Source organism: Nocardia carnea (assembly GCF_029868855.1).
Taxonomy (GTDB): domain Bacteria; phylum Actinomycetota; class Actinomycetes; order Mycobacteriales; family Mycobacteriaceae; genus Nocardia; species Nocardia carnea_A.
In genome coordinates this window covers 64,035-83,343 of sequence record NZ_JARWOV010000244.1, presented here as the reverse complement: position 1 = coordinate 83,343, position 19,309 = coordinate 64,035, and the positions used below count along the sequence as shown (strand labels likewise).

The window sequence follows — 19,309 nt, the reverse complement described above, 5'->3', positions numbered from 1 at the left end:
GTGTCGATGCGGCCGACTCCGCATCCCGTTGCCGTCAGGCGGCCGACCGGTTGCCTTGGTGGATGAGCGCGTCGATCCGGCGCTGGTAGTCGTTGAACTCCGGGGCCGTCACCTCACGCTCGCGGGGTAGGTCGATCCCGACTACCTCGCGGATATGACCGGCCGTGCCGTGCGCGGTGCCGCCGGCCATGACCACCACTCGATCCGAGAGGAACACCGCTTCCTCGACACTGTGCGTGACGAAAACGACCGTGACCCCCGAATCCCGGTGGATCCGGCCGAGTTCGGCCTGCATATCGCTGCGGGTCAACGCGTCCAGCGCACCGAACGGTTCGTCCATGAGCAGGACGGCGGGCCGGTTGGCCAGTACCCGCGCGATGGCGACGCGCTGCTGCATACCGCCGGAGAGCTGGTGCGGGAAGGAATCGCGTACACGGGTCAGGCCGACGGTTGCGAGGCAGCGGGCGGTGATTTCGCGGATATCGTCGCGGGTCATCCGGGCCTGTTTCGGACCGTAGGCGACGTTCTCGGCGACGGTGAGCCACGGGAACAACCCGTAGTCCTGGAAAACGACGCCGCGGTCGGGGCCGGGCCCGGTCACCGGTTCGTCGCCGACGGTCACCGTACCCTGTGTGACGGTTTCGAAACCGGCGAGAATCCGCAGCAGGGTGGATTTCCCGCAGCCGCTGGCGCCGACGACGCAGACGAATTCACCGGCGGCGATATCGAGCGTGACGCCCTCGACCGCGGGCCCCGCGGTACCGGGGTATCTCTTGCCGAGCCCGTCGAGCACGATCCGGGCCGGCCGGTGCGGGCGGCGGCGGGTGGAATAGATCTTCATACGATCACCTGATCCGTGCGGGAGGTCATGGGAGAAGCGGGCGGCGGCCCACGAGCAGCCGGACGGCCAGCATCATGATCCGGTCGGCGAGGAATCCGGCCAGGCCGATCACGATCATCACGGCGACGATGAGGTCGGTACGCGACTGTTCCCGGGCCTGGGTGATCAGCGCACCCAAACCCACGCGGATACCGACGGTTTCACCGACCACCAGGATCACCCAGGAGAGTCCGAGCGCGATCCGGAGCCCGGAGACGATCGTGGGTACGGCCGCGGGCAGCACCACCTTGTACAAAGTCTGCGCCGGCGGGGTGCCGAGCATGGCGGCAGCCTCGAACAGCCGGCCCGGCACCGACCGCACCCCGGCGACGGTGTTGATGAGGATGGAGAACACCGCGGCCAGGAACACCAGGAAAATGGTCGCCCGGTCACCGAACCCGATGATCAGCAGCGACAGCGGCGCCCACGCGGTGACAGGGATCGGCCGCACCAGGCCGAGGGTCGGTTCGAGCATCCGGTTCACGGTCCGCGAACGACCCATCAGGATGCCGAGCGGCACCGCGACGGCCGCCGCTATCGCGAAACCCTGCACCACCCGCAGCGTGCTGGCATACAGGTGCAACCACAGGGTGCCGCTGTAGCTGTCCTCGACTATCCCGCCCACGGCGAGGTCGGCGAGGCGGCGCGCCACATCGTAGGGGGTCGGCAGGAATTGCATCTGGATACCGAACGGGAGAGTCCAGCCGCCGCCGACACCCCTATCCCACAGCAGCAGCACCAGTAGGGGTACCGGAAGCGCCCAGAGCACCGCGGCGACGCGCGCACCGTAGCGGGTCCGCCGTGTTGTCCGGTCGGAGTGCTCGCCTGCCGCGGTTCCGGGTTCGCGCGGCCCGGTCACCGGCTCGGCCCGGGTGTCCACCGTGGCCATCACCGGCTCGCCGGGGTGTCGAGGAATTCGGTCCGGAAGACCTTCGACGTATCGGGCGCGGTGGGCAGTTGGTCGAACTGCACCATCTGCCGGGCCAGTTCCGCGACGCGCTGCCGGAATTCGTCGTCGAGTTCCCAGCGCAGCATCACATTCTGGATGGCGATATCGGTTACCGCGCGTTCCATTCCGAAGGTTTCGACCAGCCCGGCCGCCCAGGCGTCGTGGTCGCCCTGCATGAATTCGATGGCACGTGTGAAGCTCCGGACCGTCTCGGCCGCCCGATCGGGATGTTCGTCGAGGAACCCTCCGTTACCGCCGAGAACGATGTTGGTGGCGCCGATGGGTGTCTCGTACGGCGAGAGGATCTGGTGTGCACCGGCCTGCCGGGCGATGGACACCCCCATTTCGGCGCTGAGGAAGGCATCGACGCGGCCGGCGGTGTAGGCGCCGGCCATATCCGAGTACGCGAGGTTCACCAGTTGTACGTCGGTTTCCGGGTCGAGGTCGTGTGCCCGCAACGTGAGTTTCAGGGCGATCTCCTGCGAGGATCCGGCCGGGAAGCCGATCCGTTTACCGCGCAGGTCCTGCGGGGTGCGGATATCCGGCCGGCCGACGAACCCGGATCCGCCGTCGGCGGCGGAGGCGATGATCGCGACCTCCTGGTCGGCCGCGATACCGGCGAGCATCGCGGGCGCGCCCAGTACTCCGATATCGACGGCGCCGGAAGCCAGCGCGTTCTTTATGTCGGGCGAATTCTCGAACAGGACTATTTCGTAGGTGGTGCCCGCCGGGGCGAACCGCTGCATGAAGTACGGCGCGTACAGGTGGGGCTGGCCGCGCAGCGTCCCGATCCGGACGGCGCCGGGCGCGCCGCCTGCGCTGTCGGGGGTGGCGATACAGCCCGTCAATCCGGTGACCACGAGAAATAGGACGCAGACAGCCGAGAGCAGCTGGTGGAGTGGACGTTTCATATCGATTCCTCACTGTGCGGCGACCCCGCGGCCGGAACAGCGGCATTGCTGAGCGCAAGGCGGATCAGGGAACGGTCGGTGCCCGCGGGACCCACGAGGCACGCTCCGCTGGGTCCACCCTCATCGCGGCCCAGCGGCAGGGTCACCGCGGGCAGGCCCGCGATCGACGCGAGACAGGTCAGGCGCAGGGTGCGCCTCCGAACAGCTTCATGGGTTGCGGGTCCGGCGGTGCGTAGCGGCGGCGGGGTCGCCGCGGCCGGAAGCAGCAGGACCCGCTTGCCGAGTGCCGCCCGGATATGGTCGGCGGCCGCGGCCAGCTCCGCCCGAGCGGCGTCGGCCTGTGCGGCGGTGACCGTGGCGGCGAAGGCGAAACGCTCTGCCACATCGGGTTCCAGGACACCGGGACGGCGAGCTATCCACTGCCCGTGATTCGCCCACGCCTCGTAGGCCTGGACCACACGGAACGCGGCGATCCATTCGTCGCGTGGTCGCAGGTCCACCGGTTCGGCGTCGAGCGCGCCGGCCACCGACCGGACCGCCGTCGCGATCCCCGGATCGGCACCGGCACACAGCCGGTGGTCGACCGCAAAGCCGCCCGGGGTAGCGGTATCGGCACCGAGCAGGCAATCCGCGACGGCAGCCAGTGTTTCCCCGTCCGCCGTGATCCAGCCGACGGTGTCGAACGACTGTGCCAGCGGCAGTAGTCCGGATGTGCCGACCCGCCCGTGCGTGGTGCGGATACCCCACAGCCCTTGATAGGAGGCAGGCACCCGGATGGACCCGGCGGTATCGGTACCCAGCCCGATATCCACCTCGCCGCGGGCCACGGCGACGGCCGGACCGCTGGTGGACCCGCCCGGAATACACGCCGGTGCAGCAGGGTTCACCGGCATTCCGTATCGGCCGTTACTGCCGGTGAGGCTGTAGGCGAACTCGTCGGTATGCGCGATACCGGTGACCTGCGCACCGGCCGCCAATAATCCGGCCACCGCGAGAGCGTGCTCCGACGCCGGCCGCTGATCCGCCGCATAAGCCGGGATCCCGGCGCCGACGGCGAATCCCGCCACGGCATACAGATCCTTCACCGCCACGGTCCGGCCGGTCAGCGGGCCCGGCGCAGTCGCCGCGACGAGGGGTGATCCGCGCAGCCGCCACACGGTCGTATCCAGCCCCCCGGAGTTGCGGTTTTCCGGGCGGGAGCCAGAACGGTCGGCCGGAGCACCGGTGACCGCACCGAAACGCCGGGGTTCGCCAGGAGTCACCTCTGCACAGGCGGTGGTCGCCCCGGCGTGTGGATCGCCACTCGCGCTCATCGGATCCGCTCCAGGATTCGCCGCGCGAACGCCGTGTTCGCCCCTGCCCCGAAGTCGGAGCGCCGGATCGTCCCATGCACTCCGCGCACCTGGTCGACGGCCTGTGAGATCGTGAAATCGGCGGCGGCGCTGAGGTAAAGGTATGCCTGCCGGGGGTCGGCTTCGAAGAGCCCGGCCACCAGGTCGACGGCGTGGGCGACGCACAGTTCCAGTGCTGTGTTCAGGTCCGGATGCATACCGGTGGGGATCAGCAACCCGTGCGCGGCGGCGAACGGGCCGATCCGGCCGCCGAATCCGCCGGCGATATCCGCCGCGGGGATCAGGTCCACGGTCAGTGTGGCGCGCAACGGCGCCTCCAGCGCGGTCAACGCCACCTCGCCGTCGCCCTGCGCGAAATGCGGGTCACCGATGTAGAGCAGCGCCTCGGGAACCTGGACGGGCAGGAACAGAGTCGCGCCCGCGGTGAGGAGTTTGATGTCGATATTGCCGCCGTGCGGTCCGGGCGGGACGGATCCGACCCGGGTTCCGGTATCGGTGGCCACACCCATGATCCCCAGGAACGGCGCGAGCGGGAACACCGCGCTGCCGGCCCGTCCGGTGGCATCGAGTGGCAGGGCGCCGAACCAGCGGCCGTCCCGATCGTGTACCCGGCAGAACTGCCCGTAGTCACCGTCGAATCCCGGCCGGCCGGCCAGCACCCCGCGGCCGTGCCGGGTGGACACCACACCGTAAGGCGCACGCATGGTCAAGGCGTCGATGCGTACGGCCAGCAGATCGCCCGGCCGTGCGCCGGCCACGGCGATCGGCCCGGTGACGATATGCGGTCCTGCCCCGGTTTCGCGCCGGGTGTGTGCTGTCACCTCGACGGCATCGGCGAGTACATCCTCGCGGGGCACACCATGCCGGCCGAAGTACCGCACCGGGTCCGAGCCCTGGTCCTCGAGTATTCCCTCGTGACTGACGGTATCGACGACGACCGTGCTGCCCGGGCCCACGGTGACGACCGGGGTATCCGTACGGCACGGTAGTCGGCCCCAGAGCACTCGCCGCGGGTCTGCCGGAACGTACACCGTGCCTTGTTCTGTGCCCGGATCCTGTTGCAGCACCGGGAATGCGGGCGAGTAATCCTGTCCGATCAGTGTCGTCACCGCGACCTCCTTATTGGTCGGACCACCTGATGCACCGACCATAAGAGCCCGGAACCCCCACGGCGACCGGGGCGGCGGAACGTAACGACCGCTTTACCGCCGGGCAATACGAGCCCGAAATGCACTGGATATCGGTAACTTTCCCGAATCAATCGGATATCTCACCGGTACGCGGCGGTAGCCCCGGAGCTGATACGTTGTACCCCTTCCGAAGCGGTGGCCGGGTATTGGTCCGACCTCTTGTCTCGCGCCCGACCGCCGGTGGGCGAAAACCAGGGAGGGATCTATGACTTTCGCTTCCATACCGCCGATGCGGCGGCCCGCGCGCAGCGTCGGCGCCGAGGTCGCGGCGCATCTGGAGGGCCTGATCATCAGCGGCGAGCTCCGCGCGGGCGACCGGCTGCCCTCGGAGCGGGAACTCGCCGCGACCCTGAACGTCTCCCGGTCGTCACTGCGCGAGGCGATGTTCGAGCTGGAATCGAAGAAGCTCGTCCGACGCCGGCAGGGCCACGGCAGCACGGTCGCCGATATCCCGCACACGGCCGCGGAACTACGGGGCAATCTCGCCGAGATCGATATCGAACTCGGCTATGCGACCGAACTGCGCGATCTGGTCGAACCGCGGATCGCACAGCTGGCCGCCCAGCGCGCGGTCGAATCGAACCTCCTGTCCCTCGACCAGATCCTGGCCCGCTCGCACGAGAATCTCGCACCCGACGAGTCGATGCGCCTCGATATCGAGTTCCACACCCTCTTGGCCCACGCCGCCCAGAATCCGCTGCTGGTCACGCTGTGCACCATGACAACGGAATGGACCCGGCACACCCGCATCCTGTCCCACCGCACCGCGCTGGGCCGCCGGATCTCCGTCCAGGGACACGAAGCGATCCACCGGGCGGTGTCCGGGCACGACGGCCCCGCCGCGGCGGCCGCGATGGAACAGCATCTGCGCGAGGTCCGCGAGATCAGCGTCGCTCCGCCGACCCACTGAACCGCATATCCGAGCAGCGAGTCCCAGGTTTCGGAAGCGCCGTAATCGCTCGGATGCGATCGGCTCGACTCGCTCGCGGGTGGCGACGGGGTGCCGGGCCGGCGAGACGTTCTCACCGATCTCCACCGACGCCTCCAACGGCCGAAACAGTTCGGCGCGGGCCGCGGGCCGGTGTGACACGCAACCTGCATATGCCGTGTTCATCGGCCCCGGCGCCAGGGGTTTGCACAGGTTCCGTAGCGTTCTCCGCAGAGTCCGCCGAGCAGGAGGTCGAAGGTGACGGAGATCGAGCGCGGGCGAACGGTGCGCGTCGGCGACCGGGAGATCTACTACACGGAATCCGGCTCGGGACCTGCGGTGCTGATGCTGCACGGCGGCGGTCCCGGCGCCTCGGGTCTGGCGGCGTACGCACACAATGTGGCTGCGCTGGCCCGCCGGTTCCGCGTGATCGTCCCGGATATGCCCGGGTACGGGCGGTCGAGCAAGCGGCTCGACCGGTCGGATCCTTTCGGCGACCTGGCGGCCGCCATGGCCGGATTACTGGACGGCCTCGACGTGCACACCGCACACGTGGTCGGCAATTCCTACGGCGGGGCGGCGGCGCTGCGGATGGCGATGGACGCACCGGACAAGGTCGGCCGGCTCGTACTGCTGGCTCCCGGCGGTATCGGCACCACCCGGGCGCTGCCGACCGCGGGTTTGCGGGCATTGCTCGCCTATTACGGCGGCGAGGGTCCCAGCCGGGACAAACTCGCCACCTTCATGCGCGAATACCTCGTACACGACCCGGGCAGCATCACCGACGAGATGATCGACAGCCGCTACCGCGCGAGCCTGGATCCCGAGGTGGTCGCGAATCCGCCGCTGCGCCGCCCCTCGGGGCCGTCTGCCCCACGCACTCTGCTGCGGATGGATCTCACCCGCGATCCGCGGTTGCGCCGGGTCACGCACCCGACCTTGGTGATCTGGGGTGCGGAGGACCGGGTGAACCGGCCCGCCGGGGCCCATATGCTCGCCCGCCGGATGCCGAACTGTGATGTGTACCTGCCGGCGGCCACGGGGCACTGGGTACAAGGCGAACGGCCCGGATTCTTCAACAGCCTGGTAACCACCTTCCTCGACGAACCGCAGTAACCGGCGCCTGCGCCGATATCGCGGACGTGCGGTCGCGGGCACCTCGCCCGGTTCCGGCACCGGGGTGGGTCCGTACGAAAGCCGGGCCGCACCGACGAGTTTGGGCGTACTGACCGAATCATGGTTCACTTTCGGCTAATGTCGCGCTGGCCGGGCGAATGTCCGGCAGGGTCCGGGCCGCGGCGCGGCGTCGGCCCCGATATCGGCTCGGCGATCGGTGCACCGATCGCTTCGTTCCGCAGAGGAGCAGCATGTATCCCGGCGCGCATGTCGATCGATTCCCTGATAAACCGGCTGTCATCCTCGCCGAGACCGGCGAGACGCTGACCTACCGGGAGCTGGAGGACAACTCCGTCCGCCTCGCGCGCCATCTCCACGAGGCGGGTCTGCGCAAGGGCGACCATCTCGCGCTGCTGTCCGGAAACGATCCGAAGGTGTACGAGGTCTACTGGGCGGCGTTGCGATCCGGGCTTTACATCACCGCCGTGAACCGGCACCTGTCGCCGAGCGAGATCAGCTATATCGTCGGCGACTGCGGTGCGCGGGCGCTCATCGCGTCGGCCGGTCTGCGCGAGGCCGCCGAGAAGATCATCGAGGAAACGCCGGACGTGCGGATCCGGCTGGCCTTCGGCGGCGAAGTCGAGGGGTACGGATCCTACGAGGAGGCGCTGGCCGCGGCCGCTGCCGAACCATTGGCCGATCAGCCCCGCGGCGCCGATATGCTCTACTCCTCCGGTACCACCGGGCGGCCGAAGGGCATCAAGCATCCACTACCGGACCGGCAGGTCGGCGATCCGCCCGGCGATACCTACACCGCCGTTTTCGGCCCGCTCTACGGATTCGATACCGAAACGGTCTACCTCTCCCCCGCCCCGCTGTACCACGCGGCACCGCTGCGGTTCGGGGGCGTGGTCCACGCCCTCGGCGGAACGCTGGTGGTGCTGGAACATTTCGACCCCGAACAGGCCTTGGCGGCCATCGAGCGCTACCGCGTCACCCACAGCCAGTGGGTACCGACCATGTTCGTGCGGATGCTCAAACTCGACGAGGCCGTCCGCGCCCGCTACGACGTCTCGAGCCTGCGGGTGGCCGTGCACGCCGCCGCGCCGTGCCCGGTCGAGGTCAAGCAGAAGATGATCGACTGGTGGGGGCCGGTGCTGCACGAGTACTACGCTTCCACCGAGGGCAACGGCGCCACCTTCATCGACAGCGAACAGTGGTTGCGCAAGCCTGGGTCGGTGGGTCCCGCGGGGCTGGGTGCGGTCCGGATCTGCGGCGACGACGGAGCGGAATTGCCGGCGGGCGAGATCGGCACGATCTATTTCGAACGTGAGGAAGTCCCGTTCACCTATCACAATGATTCGGCGAAAACCGAGCAGGCCATCCACCCGCAGCATCCGACCTGGACCACCACCGGCGATATCGGTTATATCGACGAGGACGGCTTCCTGTTTCTCACCGACCGCAAAGCGTTCATGATCATTTCCGGCGGTGTGAACATCTACCCGCAGGAGATCGAGGACGCCCTCGCCCTCCATCCGAAGGTTCTCGATGTCGCCGTGATCGGCGTCCCGGACGACGAGATGGGCGAATCGGTGAAGGCCGTGGTCCAACCCGCCTCCGGCGCCGAACCCGGCCCCGGGCTGGCCGAGGAACTCCGCGAGTTCCTGCGCGCCCGTATCGCGCACTACAAGGTCCCGCGCACGGTCGATTTCGCCGACGAACTCCCCCGCACCCCCACCGGCAAGCTGGTCAAGGGCAAACTCCGCGACCGGTATCTGTGAACACCGGACACCGAACGGGCCTTTGACCCTCGGAGACCGAGCAGATCTCCGGCACCGGCAACCGTCGGTCGACGCATGCCTGTACGGCGGTCCGTCCGGTGCCGGATAATCGGCGACGAACCCGATGCCCGACACCGGAGACCACAGATGCCCATGCCGGTCGGCCGACGAGCCTTCACCCTGTCCGCGACTCCCGAGCGCCCATGAGCCACGGACTACGGCGATCGCCTCGGCAGGGCCGGTCGCGTTTCACCGTCGATACCCTGTTGGAAGCGGCGGCACAGCTCTTCGGGCGCTATGGTCTGGCCACCACCACCAACCACATCGCCGAGCGGGCCGGCACGTCGATAGGCACGCTGTACCAGTACTTCCCGGACAAACAGGCCATCCTGCACGCGCTGGCCCGGCGGCACGTCACCGAGGCCGCCGCGCGCCTCGGCACCGTCTTCGACGAATTACGCGCCGCCGAGCCACCGTTCGATACGACGCTGCGCGCGGTGCTGGACGTGGTCGTCGACCTCCACCGCGACCGTCCCGGATTGCACGCCCTGATGCACCGCATGGCGCTACGGGAGGCGGGCGAGCTGGCGGCGATGCACGCCCTCGAGGATCACCTCGTGCACGAACTCGCGTACCACCTCGATCGCTGCCGTCGCGGTGGCCCCGACCCTGAGCTCACCGCCCGCATCCTGGTGCACACGATCGATGCGCAGGTGCACCGCGTCCATCCGCGCCATCCGATGACAGTCGAGGACCTGTCGGCCATTGCGGAGCGGCTGGCACCGCCGGTATCAGCGCCCTGACCCGGCCGCTTCGGCGAGGACCGCGCGCAGGGCCGTGACCAGCTGCGTCAGCCCGGGTTCTTCGACCGGAAAATGCCCGCAGTTGTCGAGTAGCACGATTTCGCGGTGGCCGGGAACACGTTCGAGAAAGCGGATACTCAGCTCCGGCGGCGTCCACTCGTCCGCGGCGGGGTGGACCAGAGTGATCGGGGCGGCGGTGAAGTCCTCCGGAGGTGTGTGCCGGTAGCCGGCGAAACTGCTGAGGAAGCCGAGTGGGATCCGGGTACCGCCGCCCAGCGGATCGGTCGCGCACAACCGCGACAGGTCCGGATCGAGGCTCATCTTGTCCATATGCGTGATCCAGTGGATCGGCACGCGCAGCCGTCCGCATACCGGGTCGAGCAACCGCAGCAGCCGCGGGCCCGACCGGCCGGGCAGGTTCCATCTGGTCAGGCAGGCGGAGGCCGCCGGATCCGCGGGGTCCAGCAGGCAGGTCGCGACGACGTGCGTTACCGCCCCGGTGCGGGCGGCGACCTCGTAGGCCAGCATCCCGCCCATACTCGCGCCGAACAGCACCAATGGGCGGTCGTCGGCCGCGGTCAGGCGGTGCACCAGATCGCACAGTAGATCGATCCAATCGCCGTAACGCACCCCGCCGGGGTCCGGTTCGATCGTCCGCCCGTACAGCGGCAGGTCGACGGCCGTGGCATCGACTCCTTCCCGCGAGCCCAGCGCGGCCAGCGGCCACAGCAGACCCGAGTGCCCGCCCGCGCCGTGGATCGCCAGGACCCGCACCGGAGCCTGGGGTACCGCCGCGCGCAGCAGATGGACGCGCCGCCCCCGCCACTCCCACCATTCGGATACCGGATCGGCGACGGAATCAGACCGGTAGGGCTCGGGAAGGAACTCGGCGTACGCGCGGTGCGCTGGTGTGTTCACAGCTTCAGCCTCAGGGAACCGGGCCGACCCGGCAACTCGCTTTCGGTAAGCGGAAGAATGCCTGCTGAACTGCGAAAACGATTACCTGTCGCGGAGCTGCTCAGCTTTCTGTTTCTACCCGGAAAGCCCCGCCGCGGTTCCCGGGCGACGTTTGCCGCACTGGATCCGGGCAATACCGCGGGCGACGAGACCGGTCCGGTGGAGAGGGGCAGGAGGGCTGGGGTGATGACCGACGATGTAGAGAAACGCTGGTCCGACGACGGGAACTTCCGCCGGGCCGTGCGCTACACACTGACCGTCCTGGCCGTCGCGGCACTCGTCTGCGCCGGGACGGCGATCTGGTCGGCCGCGGCGCAGTGCCGGGATGCCGATTCGCTGCTCTGCGATACGCCGACGCAGGTGGCGGTCTTGTTCGGGCCCGGTGTGCTGCTGTTCCTGGGTGGTATCGGAGCGTTCGTGGAGACGATCCGGGTATGGCGGCGCGGCGGCACCTGGCCGATCTGGCAGGGCGCCGGCTGGTTCCTGTTTCTGATCATGCTCTTCTATCTCGGTATCGGCGCCACCACCGTGCCCGCCGGCTGACCGGGCGCACCGGATCCACTGCCGGGCCATCCGGTGCAGGGAAGCCTGCCGGTAGGCCTGCTGATCGAGCCGTACCTGTGGCAGACTTTCCGGGAATGCTCGGATGACGGCCACGCGACTCGATGGGGTCGGCAGGGACCGTGCGTGGAAGGTGATGCGGGAATTGAGATCGCGATGGATCTGATCGCCATCGAGGGCCGGGTGGCCACCGACCGGATCGCGGCCCGGGACCGCACACCGGAAACCGAATTACAGCTGGCCACCAGCCTGTCCGAACTCGCCGCCGCGTATCTGGCCACCAAAACCGATGGTTCGGTGCGGAACCGGGTGGCCGGGGCGCTGGAACCCGCGCAGGAAGCGGTGATGATCCGGTTGCGCTGGTTCACCGCCGGCCGGGTCACCGCGCAGTTCGCCAACGAGGTCCAGGACACCCTGCGACTGCTGGAGCAGGCGGCCCGGGCGATCGGGCACCGGGAATTGGCCACCGCGACCATCCGCGACGCCTGCAACGCCTATACGCAGGTGGCGCACGATCATCCGAACGCGGCGGGCGCCTGCGCGGACAGTCTGTCGAAATGCGGTGTATGGCTGTGCCGGCTGGATCCGGGCGCGGCCGTCGTGGCAACCGACGAGGCCGTACGGATCCGCGCCGGTTTGTTCGCGGCCGATCCGGACCAGTCCCGGAAATACCTGGCCACCCTGAACACGCTGCTGCGGACCCTGATGGTGGGCCGGCAGCGGAAACAGGCCGTGGCCATGTACCGCGAACGCTATACCGCGCTCACCACCCCGGCGATGGCCGCGCAGTTGCGGGGGTTGAAAATCGAGGAGATCGGTTTCACCAGCAAAACCCAGTCCGCGCTGCGCAAACTCGAATGCCGCACCTTGGAGCGCGCCGGCTATCTGACCCAGCAGCAGATCCTCTACCAGAGCGCCGGTGATCTGGCGACGATCGAGGAGATCAACTGGAATCTGGCGCTGGTCGGGTTGAAACCGCTGGTGGCCGGTGCGATGCCGGATCAACCGGCCAAACCGGTGGAGATCGGTTCGTCCTTCGGTGCGCTCGGTGTGCTGTGTTCGGCACCGGACGCGGTCGAGCAGGTGCGGGCGGCGATTATCGCGGCCTATACCGAGGCGGGCGCGGAGCCGGTGGATATCAACACCGCCTACGGCGTGGACAAGGCGCATTGGGGCACCCGGGACCCGCAGATGAACGCGACACCGGAACTCGGTGAGGATATCGTGCTGATCGAGCGCCGGTCGGGGAGCTGGGTCGCGGTGCAGAGCCTGAAATGGGAGCTCACGCCGGTCGCGAAGAACCCGCTGGCCCGCTGTCTTTCGCGGCAGTGGCCGGTGGTGAGCGTGACCAGCACCGAGAGCCTGGCCTACGAGCTGTGCTGGTACGAGCAGGGCGCGGCCACGCAGTACGCCGCACTCGGGCGGCCCGCTGAGCCGGTGGCGCTGGATACACCGTTGGCGCCGTTGGATTTCGGCAAGCTCGCCGACTACGGCGCCGATTACGCCTCGGAGACGCAGATCCGTTCGGCCTTCGGGAACGCGACCATGTTCGCGAAGCTCACCGAGCTGCCCGCCAGCGGTATCCGCCAAGCTGCCGAGGCGCGGCCGCTGGCCGGCTACGGCGATCAGGTGCTGTGTTTCCGTGGCCCGGGCGGACCGGGCACGAAACGGACGAGTGGCCTGTAGCCGGGGTCACCCCGATACCCTAACGGCCGCTTGGTGAGACTCGTCTCGGACTCGGTGTCATGCTTCGCTATGGTTTGGACCGAAGCTGATGCATTGTCGGACAACGGCAATGCCGGGAACATTAGGGTGATATGCGCCGATCACCATGGTGTCGTCTGCGCATGCCCTGGAACGGGTTGATCTATCGTGGCTGTTCGGCGGCATCTGTCCGACTCGTGGGATCGGGCACTCCGCTCCGGCAGGGGCGTCACACGCGGCCGGGTCGGTATCCGCACCCGGCTGCTGTCGATCCTGCTGATCACCAATATCACTCTGCTGATCATCGGTATCGGGGCCGCCGGATATCTGGTGAAGGACAGTCTGTCGGCCCGGATCTGGGCCAACCTCATCAGTAGCACCACCACGCCGGTGATCTCGATGGTCGAAACCTTCGAGGAAGAACGCCGGCTGTCGATGCTGTATCTGGAGGGCGATCCAGGCGCGGCCGACGCCCTCGTGGACGCCCGGCAACGTTCCGATACCGCGCTCGCCGCGACGATCGCCAAAGGCGAGGCGGCCCAGCGGCTCGACCCCGGCGGGTCGGCGGCCGAACTGGAGACGTTCCGCCCGCTCTACAACAGCGTTCCGGGTTTCCGCGCCACCATCGACGCCCGCGCGGTACCCAGCGCGGAAGCGTTCGGATTCTTCAACACGGTGATCGACACGATCTTCCGGGCGTCGCTGATCGCCGCTCGGGTCGCGCCCGACGCCGGGCTGGGTATCGCGCTCGGCTACGGCGTCGAACCCCTGCGGGCCGCGGAGGCGCTGTCGCGCGCGGACACGCTCGGTATCGTGAGCCTCGCCCGCGGCGCAGCGACGCCGGGGCAATTCCTCGAATTCCACCGGTACGTCGGTGAGTTCCGCGCGCAGGCCGCCTATTCCGCTTCCGTACTGAGGGGGCCGCGGCTGGACCAGCTGCACGCGCTGACCTCCTCACCGGACTGGCAGCAGGTGACCGCCATGCAGGACGCGATGGTGCTGCGCGGGCCCTTCCCGACCGAAATCGACGACGAAACCGGGGAGTCGGCGCAATCGGATCCGGCCGCCCTGCCGATGACCGCACCGTCCTGGCAGCAGGCATCCACCCGGCTCACCTCGGCCCTGCTGAAACTGTGGGAGGACCAGAGCCGCGACGCGCATGCCATCGCCCGGGAGGAGGGCACCGATACCGCGAGCCTGTCGCTGATCGGCGGGATCGTGGTCCTGGTGGTCACGCTGGTGGCGTTCCTGGGCACATTGTTCGTGGCCAACCGGTTCATCGGGCGTATGCGGCGGCTGCGCAACGACACCCTCGAACTGGCCGATCACCGGTTGCCCGATCTCATGCGTCGTCTCGACAGCGGCGCGGAGATCGATACGGCCGCCGAGGTGGCGCGCCTGGACTTCGGTACCGACGAACTCGGTGAGGTGGCCGAGGCATTCAACCGGGCGCAGGTCGCCGCGGTATCGGCGGCCGTGGCCGAATCCCGGACCCGGGCCGGTTTCCGCACCATCTTCCTGAATATCGCCCACCGCAACCAGGTCGCCGTGCACAAGCAACTGGCCCTGCTCGATCGCGCGGAGCGCCGCGAGGAGAACGCCGACCAGCTCGAACTCCTCTTCGAACTGGACCATCTGGCCACCCGCGCCCGGCGCCACGCCGAGAACCTCATCGTGCTGGGTGGTGAACAACCGGGCCGGGTGTGGCGCAATCCGATTCCGCTGTGGGATCTGATCCGCGGCGCCGCGGCGGAAACCGTCGATTACACCCGGATCCACACCGGCACCGTCCCCGATGTCCTGATCGCCGGACAGGCCACGGCCGACCTGATCCACCTCTTGGCGGAGCTGATGGACAACGCCACCGCGTTCTCCCCGCCGCAGTCCCGGGTGGAGGTCTCGGCGGCGGTTGTGGGCCGCGGGGTGGCGGTCGAGGTCTCCGACCAGGGGCTGGGCATGTCGGCCGACGAGATCGACGCCAACAACCAGTTGCTGGCGCAGCCACCGGATTTCGGGGTCGCGGCGCTGTCCGGCGATACCCGGCTGGGGCTTTTCGTCGTGGCGACGCTGGCGGCCCGCCACGGTGCGTCGGTGCGGCTGTCGGATTCGGTGTACGGCGGAGTCAAGGCCGTCGTGCTGATCCCGACCGAGCTCATCACAGAGCGGAGCCTGCCGCACGGTGAACCCGCGGACAAAGCGGCGAACGGCTCCGGGGATTCCGGGCCCACCGATTCCAGCGGAGCGGACGGTGCCACCGCACCCGCGGGTGTCCCGGCCCCGGCGCAATCCGGCGGGTCCGCGCAACCGGCCCCCGGTATCGCGGCACAGCAGCCGGGAACAGGCGCCCGGCCCCCGCTGCCCCGCCGGCGCCGGAAGTCGGCCGAGTCCGACCAGGCCGACGAACCTGCCGATTCCGGCGCCGCGAACGAGCCGGCCACCGAGGCACCTCGTTCCCGTAGCGCAGAAGAGGCACGCAATCTGATGGCCGCCATCGAGGACGGCACCCGGTCGGGACGCCGCGGGCTGCCGGAGCCGGCCGAATCCGAGAGAACTCGACAGGAAGGCGACGATGACCATGCCCCCGCGCACTGACCGGAGCCGGCCGCTGGAGGAATTGGTGAGCAGGCTGCCGGACGCCCGACCGAACGGCAAGCCGCGGCCATGAGCGGTCCACACAACACCCCCGGGGACGAGGAGGACGCCGGCCCGGTCGTACGTCTCTATGCGCTGACCCGCGGCCGGGGTCGAAGCGAGCGCGCGGAGCTCACGCTGGATTCCATGGTGGTCGACGCCGGGTCGGGCCTGGCGCTGCGGCGACCGGAACCCGAGTACGCGGAAATAGTCCGGTTGTGCCGGGCTCCGCAGTCGGTGGCCGAGGTATCGGCTCAACTCGGTGTTCCGCTCGCGCTGACCAAGGTTCTGATCGGCGATCTGATCGATGACGGCCGGCTGATCGTGCGCGCACCGGTGGCGACCCCCGACGACGCCGCCGGCCTCGATCTCCTCCGGACGATCGCGAACAGCTTGCGCGGCGGCTGATCCGAACACCGGCATATCCACTTTCGCAGGACCGGGTGCATCCGGTTCGCTAGAGTCTGGGACAGACAAACCGCATTGCGAGGAAAAACGTAGTAGAAATTATCGCGATGCCGGGAGAGCTGGGATGGGCCGACCGGCGGCCGGGCGGCCCATCACCCTGGAATGAGTGGGTCTACGTTGGGATTTCGCCTACCTCTCGCGGGCACGTTTCCGCGGAAAACGCGTTTCGGAGCGCATCGCACGCGCGGGCAGGTCGGCATCCGGACCCGGTTGCTCGCGATCGTGCTCGTCACCAGTCTCGCGCTGCTCACCATCGGTATCGGCGCCGCCGCCTACCTCGTGCGGTCCGGCCGGGATGCGACGAACTGGGCCGAACTGGCCAGCAGCACCACCGGTCCGGCAATTCTGATGGTGCGAGCGTTCGAGGAAGAACGGCGGCTTTCCCTGCTACTGCTCGCGGGCGATACGAGTGTGGCGCCGGCACTGGCGGCGGCGCGCGGGCAGTCCGATATCGCCCTGGCCGAGATCTCCGCCAAGGGCGACGCGGCGCAGCAGCTCAATCCCGAAGGTTCCCAGGCCGAGCTCGCCGGCTATCAGCAGTTGTTCGGTCAGGTTCCCGCCACCCGGGCCGCTATCGATGCGGGCGCAATCCCCCGGCCGGAGGCTTTCGGGTTCTTCGGCGCGGTGATAGATACGATCATCGCGGCCTCCATGCTGGCCGCCCGGGTCGCCCCGGACGCCGGGGTGGCGATATCGCTCGGCTACGGCGCCGAACCGCTGCGGGCCGCCGAAGCGCTCTCCAAGGCGGACACCCTGGGTGCGACCGCACTCACGCTGACCGAACTGACCGTGCCGCAGCTTGTGGAGTTCAACCGCTACGTCGGCGAATTCCGCGGCGAAGTGGCGTATTCCGGTGCGGTGCTCAAAGGCGAACGGCTGGCGCAACTCCGGGCGATCACCGATTCCACGGCCTATCGGCAGGTGATCGCCATGCAGGACGCGATCATGTCCGGCGGCGCGCGTTCGGCCGGCGAATCGGAGGACGGCTCCGACGCCGACGACTCGGATTCCACCGGCGAATCGGCCGCGCTGCCGATGGACACCGCCGCCTGGCAGCAGGCGTCCGGACAGGTCGTCGGGAGTCTGTTGAAACTCTGGGAGGACCAGAGCAACGACGCCCATGCCACCGCCCGCGCCCAGGGTGCCGATACGGCGGCGAAATCGCTGCTCGGCGGAATCGCGGTCCTGCTGCTCACCGGGCTGACCTTCCTCGGCGCACTGCTGATGGCCAATCGTTTCATCGCCCGGATGCGCCATCTGCGCAACGACACCCTGGACCTGGCCGACAAGCGCCTGCCCGACCTCATGCGCCGCCTCGACGACGGCGCGGAGGTGGATACCAGCGCCGAGGTCGCGCAACTGGACTTCGGCACCGACGAACTCGGCGAGGTCGCCGACGCCTTCAACCGGGCGCAACTGGCCGCCGTATCGGCCGCGGTGGCCGAGGCCAAGACGCGGGCGGGTTTCAACGCGGTATTCCTCAATATGGCGCATCGCAACCAACTCGCCGTCCATCGTCAGCTGGCGCTGCTGGATGAGGCCGAACGCCGCGAGGAGAACGCCGACCAGCTCGAACTCCTCTTCCAGCTCGATCATCTGGCCACCCGGGCCCGCCGCCACGCCGAGAACCTCATCGTGCTGGGCGGCGAACAACCCGGCCGGCGCTGGCGCAAACCGGTGTCCCTGTGGGACGTGATCCGGGCCGCGTCCGCGGAAAGCCTGGATTACACACGTATCCACACCGGTCGGGTGCCGGATATGCGCGTGGCCGGGAAAACCGCGGCCGATCTCATCCACTTGCTCGCCGAACTGATGGACAACGCGACCGCCTTCTCGCCGCCGGATTCCCGGGTCGAGGTATCGGCCACCGTGGTCGGCCGCGGTGTGGCGATCGATGTGACCGATCAGGGCCTCGGCATGTCCGAAGACGAGATCGCCGAACGGAACCGGACGCTGGCCGGACCGCCGGACTTCGGTGTCGCGGCGTTGACCGGTGACACTCGCCTGGGCTTGTTCGTGGTCGCCACCCTGGCCGCCCGGCACGGGATTTCGGTACGCCTGACCGAATCCGTGTACGGCGGAGTAAAGGCGATCGTGCTCATCCCGATCGCCCTCACCGAACCTGCCGGACCGCCCCCGCTGGAGGCCGCACCGGTGATCGAACCCGCCCTGACCGGCGCGGCGCCCCTGACCTTCCGCACCTCGCCGTCGACCACCTTCGCCACCGCTCCGGTGCACGAGGCGCCCTACGATTCCCGCACGCTGGGTTCGGATTTCCATCCCGCCGTCACTTCCGAGATCAACTATCACGACCCGCACGCGGAGCCGGAACCGTACTCGGCCGGCGCCGGTCGCCCGCCGCTGCCGCGCCGCTACCGCAAGCCCGCCGAGCCCACGGCCCGGGAGGAGAACCCGGACCCTGATGTGGTTCGTCCCCGGACCCCGGAACAGGCCCGCAACCGGATGTCGGCGATCTCTCGCGGGAGCCGTTCGGGCCGCCGCGCACCGTACTCCGATCCCAATGCTCCAGAACGCTCCGCACGAGAAGGCGAACGATGACCGAAACAGATCGCATCGACCTCAGCTGGCTACTCGAGGAATTGGTCCGCGGTCTACCGGACGCCGATTCCGCCGTGCTGCTCTCCACCGACGGCCTGCTGATGGGGCACTCCTCCGGACTGGACCGCGACGACGCCGAACGCTTCGCCGCCATGGCCTCGGCCTTCCACAGCCTGGCGCGGAGCGCGGGAAGCCATTTCAAGGCGGGTGGGGTCTGCCAGACGGTGGTGGAACTCGACCGGGCGGTCCTGTTCGTCACCGCGGCCGGGGGTAATGCCTGTCTCTCGCTGCTGGCCGCCGACTCCGCCGATCTGGGGATGGTGGCCTACGAAATGAATCGCACCGTACAGCAGGTCGGCGCTCATCTGGGCGTCGATTCCCGCACACATCAGGGTGACCGCGGCCGTCCGGTCCCCTATGACCGGCCTGCGGTACACGACCGAGACCGGTCGGCGATGCACGCCCACGAGCGGCCCGGCACCCACGTCCGTGGCTATCCGAACGGCATACGCTAGC

16 protein-coding genes are annotated in these 19,309 nt (G+C 68.6%); 10 read left to right on the top strand and 6 right to left on the bottom strand.

The window, feature by feature from the left end:
* Nucleotides 1-34: 34 nt before the first annotated feature.
* The 5 genes from QH195_RS24650 to QH195_RS24630 are packed head-to-tail and all read right to left on the bottom strand — an operon-like array spanning nt 35 to nt 5,201.
* Nucleotides 35-841 carry an ABC transporter ATP-binding protein gene (locus QH195_RS24650; protein ID WP_280437194.1) on the bottom strand — a complete coding sequence of 269 codons (807 nt, stop codon included), beginning with the start codon at nt 839-841 and terminating at the stop codon, nt 35-37.
* A 25-nt stretch (nt 842-866) separates the two neighbouring features.
* Nucleotides 867-1,769 carry an ABC transporter permease gene (locus tag QH195_RS24645; protein ID WP_280437193.1) on the bottom strand — a complete coding sequence of 301 codons (903 nt, stop codon included), beginning with the start codon at nt 1,767-1,769 and terminating at the stop codon, nt 867-869.
* Complete coding sequence (locus tag QH195_RS24640; RefSeq protein WP_280437192.1) at nt 1,769-2,740, bottom strand: ABC transporter substrate-binding protein; 972 nt, start codon at nt 2,738-2,740, stop codon at nt 1,769-1,771. Before QH195_RS24640 ends, QH195_RS24645 begins: the two co-directional genes overlap by 1 nt.
* The gene (locus QH195_RS24635) at nt 2,737-4,053 is read right to left on the bottom strand and encodes an amidase family protein (RefSeq protein WP_280437191.1); all 1,317 of its coding nucleotides are present in this window, start codon (nt 4,051-4,053) and stop codon (nt 2,737-2,739) included. The genes QH195_RS24640 and QH195_RS24635 overlap by 4 nt, the downstream gene beginning before the upstream one ends.
* Nucleotides 4,050-5,201 carry an acetamidase/formamidase family protein gene (locus tag QH195_RS24630; protein WP_280421074.1) on the bottom strand — a complete coding sequence of 384 codons (1,152 nt, stop codon included), beginning with the start codon at nt 5,199-5,201 and terminating at the stop codon, nt 4,050-4,052. The genes QH195_RS24635 and QH195_RS24630 overlap by 4 nt, the downstream gene beginning before the upstream one ends.
* Before the next feature lie 286 nt (nt 5,202-5,487).
* On the opposite strand from QH195_RS24630, the gene QH195_RS24625 reads away from it, so the two are divergent.
* The 4 genes from QH195_RS24625 to QH195_RS24610 all read left to right on the top strand — a co-directional run bounded on the left by QH195_RS24625 (nt 5,488) and on the right by QH195_RS24610 (nt 9,913).
* A complete protein-coding gene (locus QH195_RS24625) occupies nt 5,488-6,192 on the top strand; it encodes a FadR/GntR family transcriptional regulator (protein ID WP_280421075.1) in 705 nt (234 codons plus the stop codon).
* A 276-nt stretch (nt 6,193-6,468) separates the two neighbouring features.
* Nucleotides 6,469-7,326: an alpha/beta fold hydrolase gene (locus QH195_RS24620; RefSeq protein WP_280421076.1), complete on the top strand. Its 858-nt coding sequence runs from the start codon at nt 6,469-6,471 to the stop codon at nt 7,324-7,326.
* A gap of 251 nt (nt 7,327-7,577) precedes the next feature.
* Nucleotides 7,578-9,110, top strand: a complete 1,533-nt coding sequence (locus QH195_RS24615) for an acyl-CoA synthetase (protein WP_280437190.1) — start codon at nt 7,578-7,580, stop codon at nt 9,108-9,110.
* A 203-nt stretch (nt 9,111-9,313) separates the two neighbouring features.
* The gene (locus tag QH195_RS24610) at nt 9,314-9,913 is read left to right on the top strand and encodes a TetR/AcrR family transcriptional regulator (RefSeq protein WP_280437189.1); all 600 of its coding nucleotides are present in this window, start codon (nt 9,314-9,316) and stop codon (nt 9,911-9,913) included.
* Here QH195_RS24610 and QH195_RS24605 read toward each other — a convergent pair.
* Nucleotides 9,902-10,831 (bottom strand): alpha/beta hydrolase, encoded by a 930-nt coding sequence (locus QH195_RS24605; RefSeq protein WP_280437188.1) that lies wholly within the window; start codon nt 10,829-10,831, stop codon nt 9,902-9,904. The two genes, QH195_RS24610 and QH195_RS24605, sit on opposite strands and share 12 nt — an antisense overlap.
* 225 nt (nt 10,832-11,056) lie before the next feature.
* Between QH195_RS24605 and QH195_RS24600 the strand changes: the two genes are divergently transcribed.
* The 6 genes from QH195_RS24600 to QH195_RS24575 all read left to right on the top strand — a co-directional run bounded on the left by QH195_RS24600 (nt 11,057) and on the right by QH195_RS24575 (nt 19,308).
* Nucleotides 11,057-11,413 (top strand): hypothetical protein, encoded by a 357-nt coding sequence (locus QH195_RS24600; RefSeq protein ID WP_280421080.1) that lies wholly within the window; start codon nt 11,057-11,059, stop codon nt 11,411-11,413.
* A gap of 174 nt (nt 11,414-11,587) precedes the next feature.
* Nucleotides 11,588-13,117 carry a hypothetical protein gene (locus QH195_RS24595; protein ID WP_280421081.1) on the top strand — a complete coding sequence of 510 codons (1,530 nt, stop codon included), beginning with the start codon at nt 11,588-11,590 and terminating at the stop codon, nt 13,115-13,117.
* Between the two features lie 186 nt (nt 13,118-13,303).
* Nucleotides 13,304-15,727, top strand: a complete 2,424-nt coding sequence (locus QH195_RS24590; protein ID WP_280437187.1) for a sensor histidine kinase — start codon at nt 13,304-13,306, stop codon at nt 15,725-15,727.
* A 69-nt stretch (nt 15,728-15,796) separates the two neighbouring features.
* On the top strand, nt 15,797-16,174 hold the full coding sequence (locus tag QH195_RS24585) for a DUF742 domain-containing protein (RefSeq protein WP_280421083.1): 378 nt from the start codon (nt 15,797-15,799) through the stop codon (nt 16,172-16,174).
* 282 nt (nt 16,175-16,456) lie between these two features.
* Nucleotides 16,457-18,793, top strand: a complete 2,337-nt coding sequence (locus QH195_RS24580; protein ID WP_280437186.1) for a sensor histidine kinase — start codon at nt 16,457-16,459, stop codon at nt 18,791-18,793.
* The gene (locus QH195_RS24575) at nt 18,790-19,308 is read left to right on the top strand and encodes a roadblock/LC7 domain-containing protein (RefSeq protein ID WP_348537357.1); all 519 of its coding nucleotides are present in this window, start codon (nt 18,790-18,792) and stop codon (nt 19,306-19,308) included. The genes QH195_RS24580 and QH195_RS24575 overlap by 4 nt, the downstream gene beginning before the upstream one ends.
* Nucleotide 19,309: the final 1 nt, after the last annotated feature.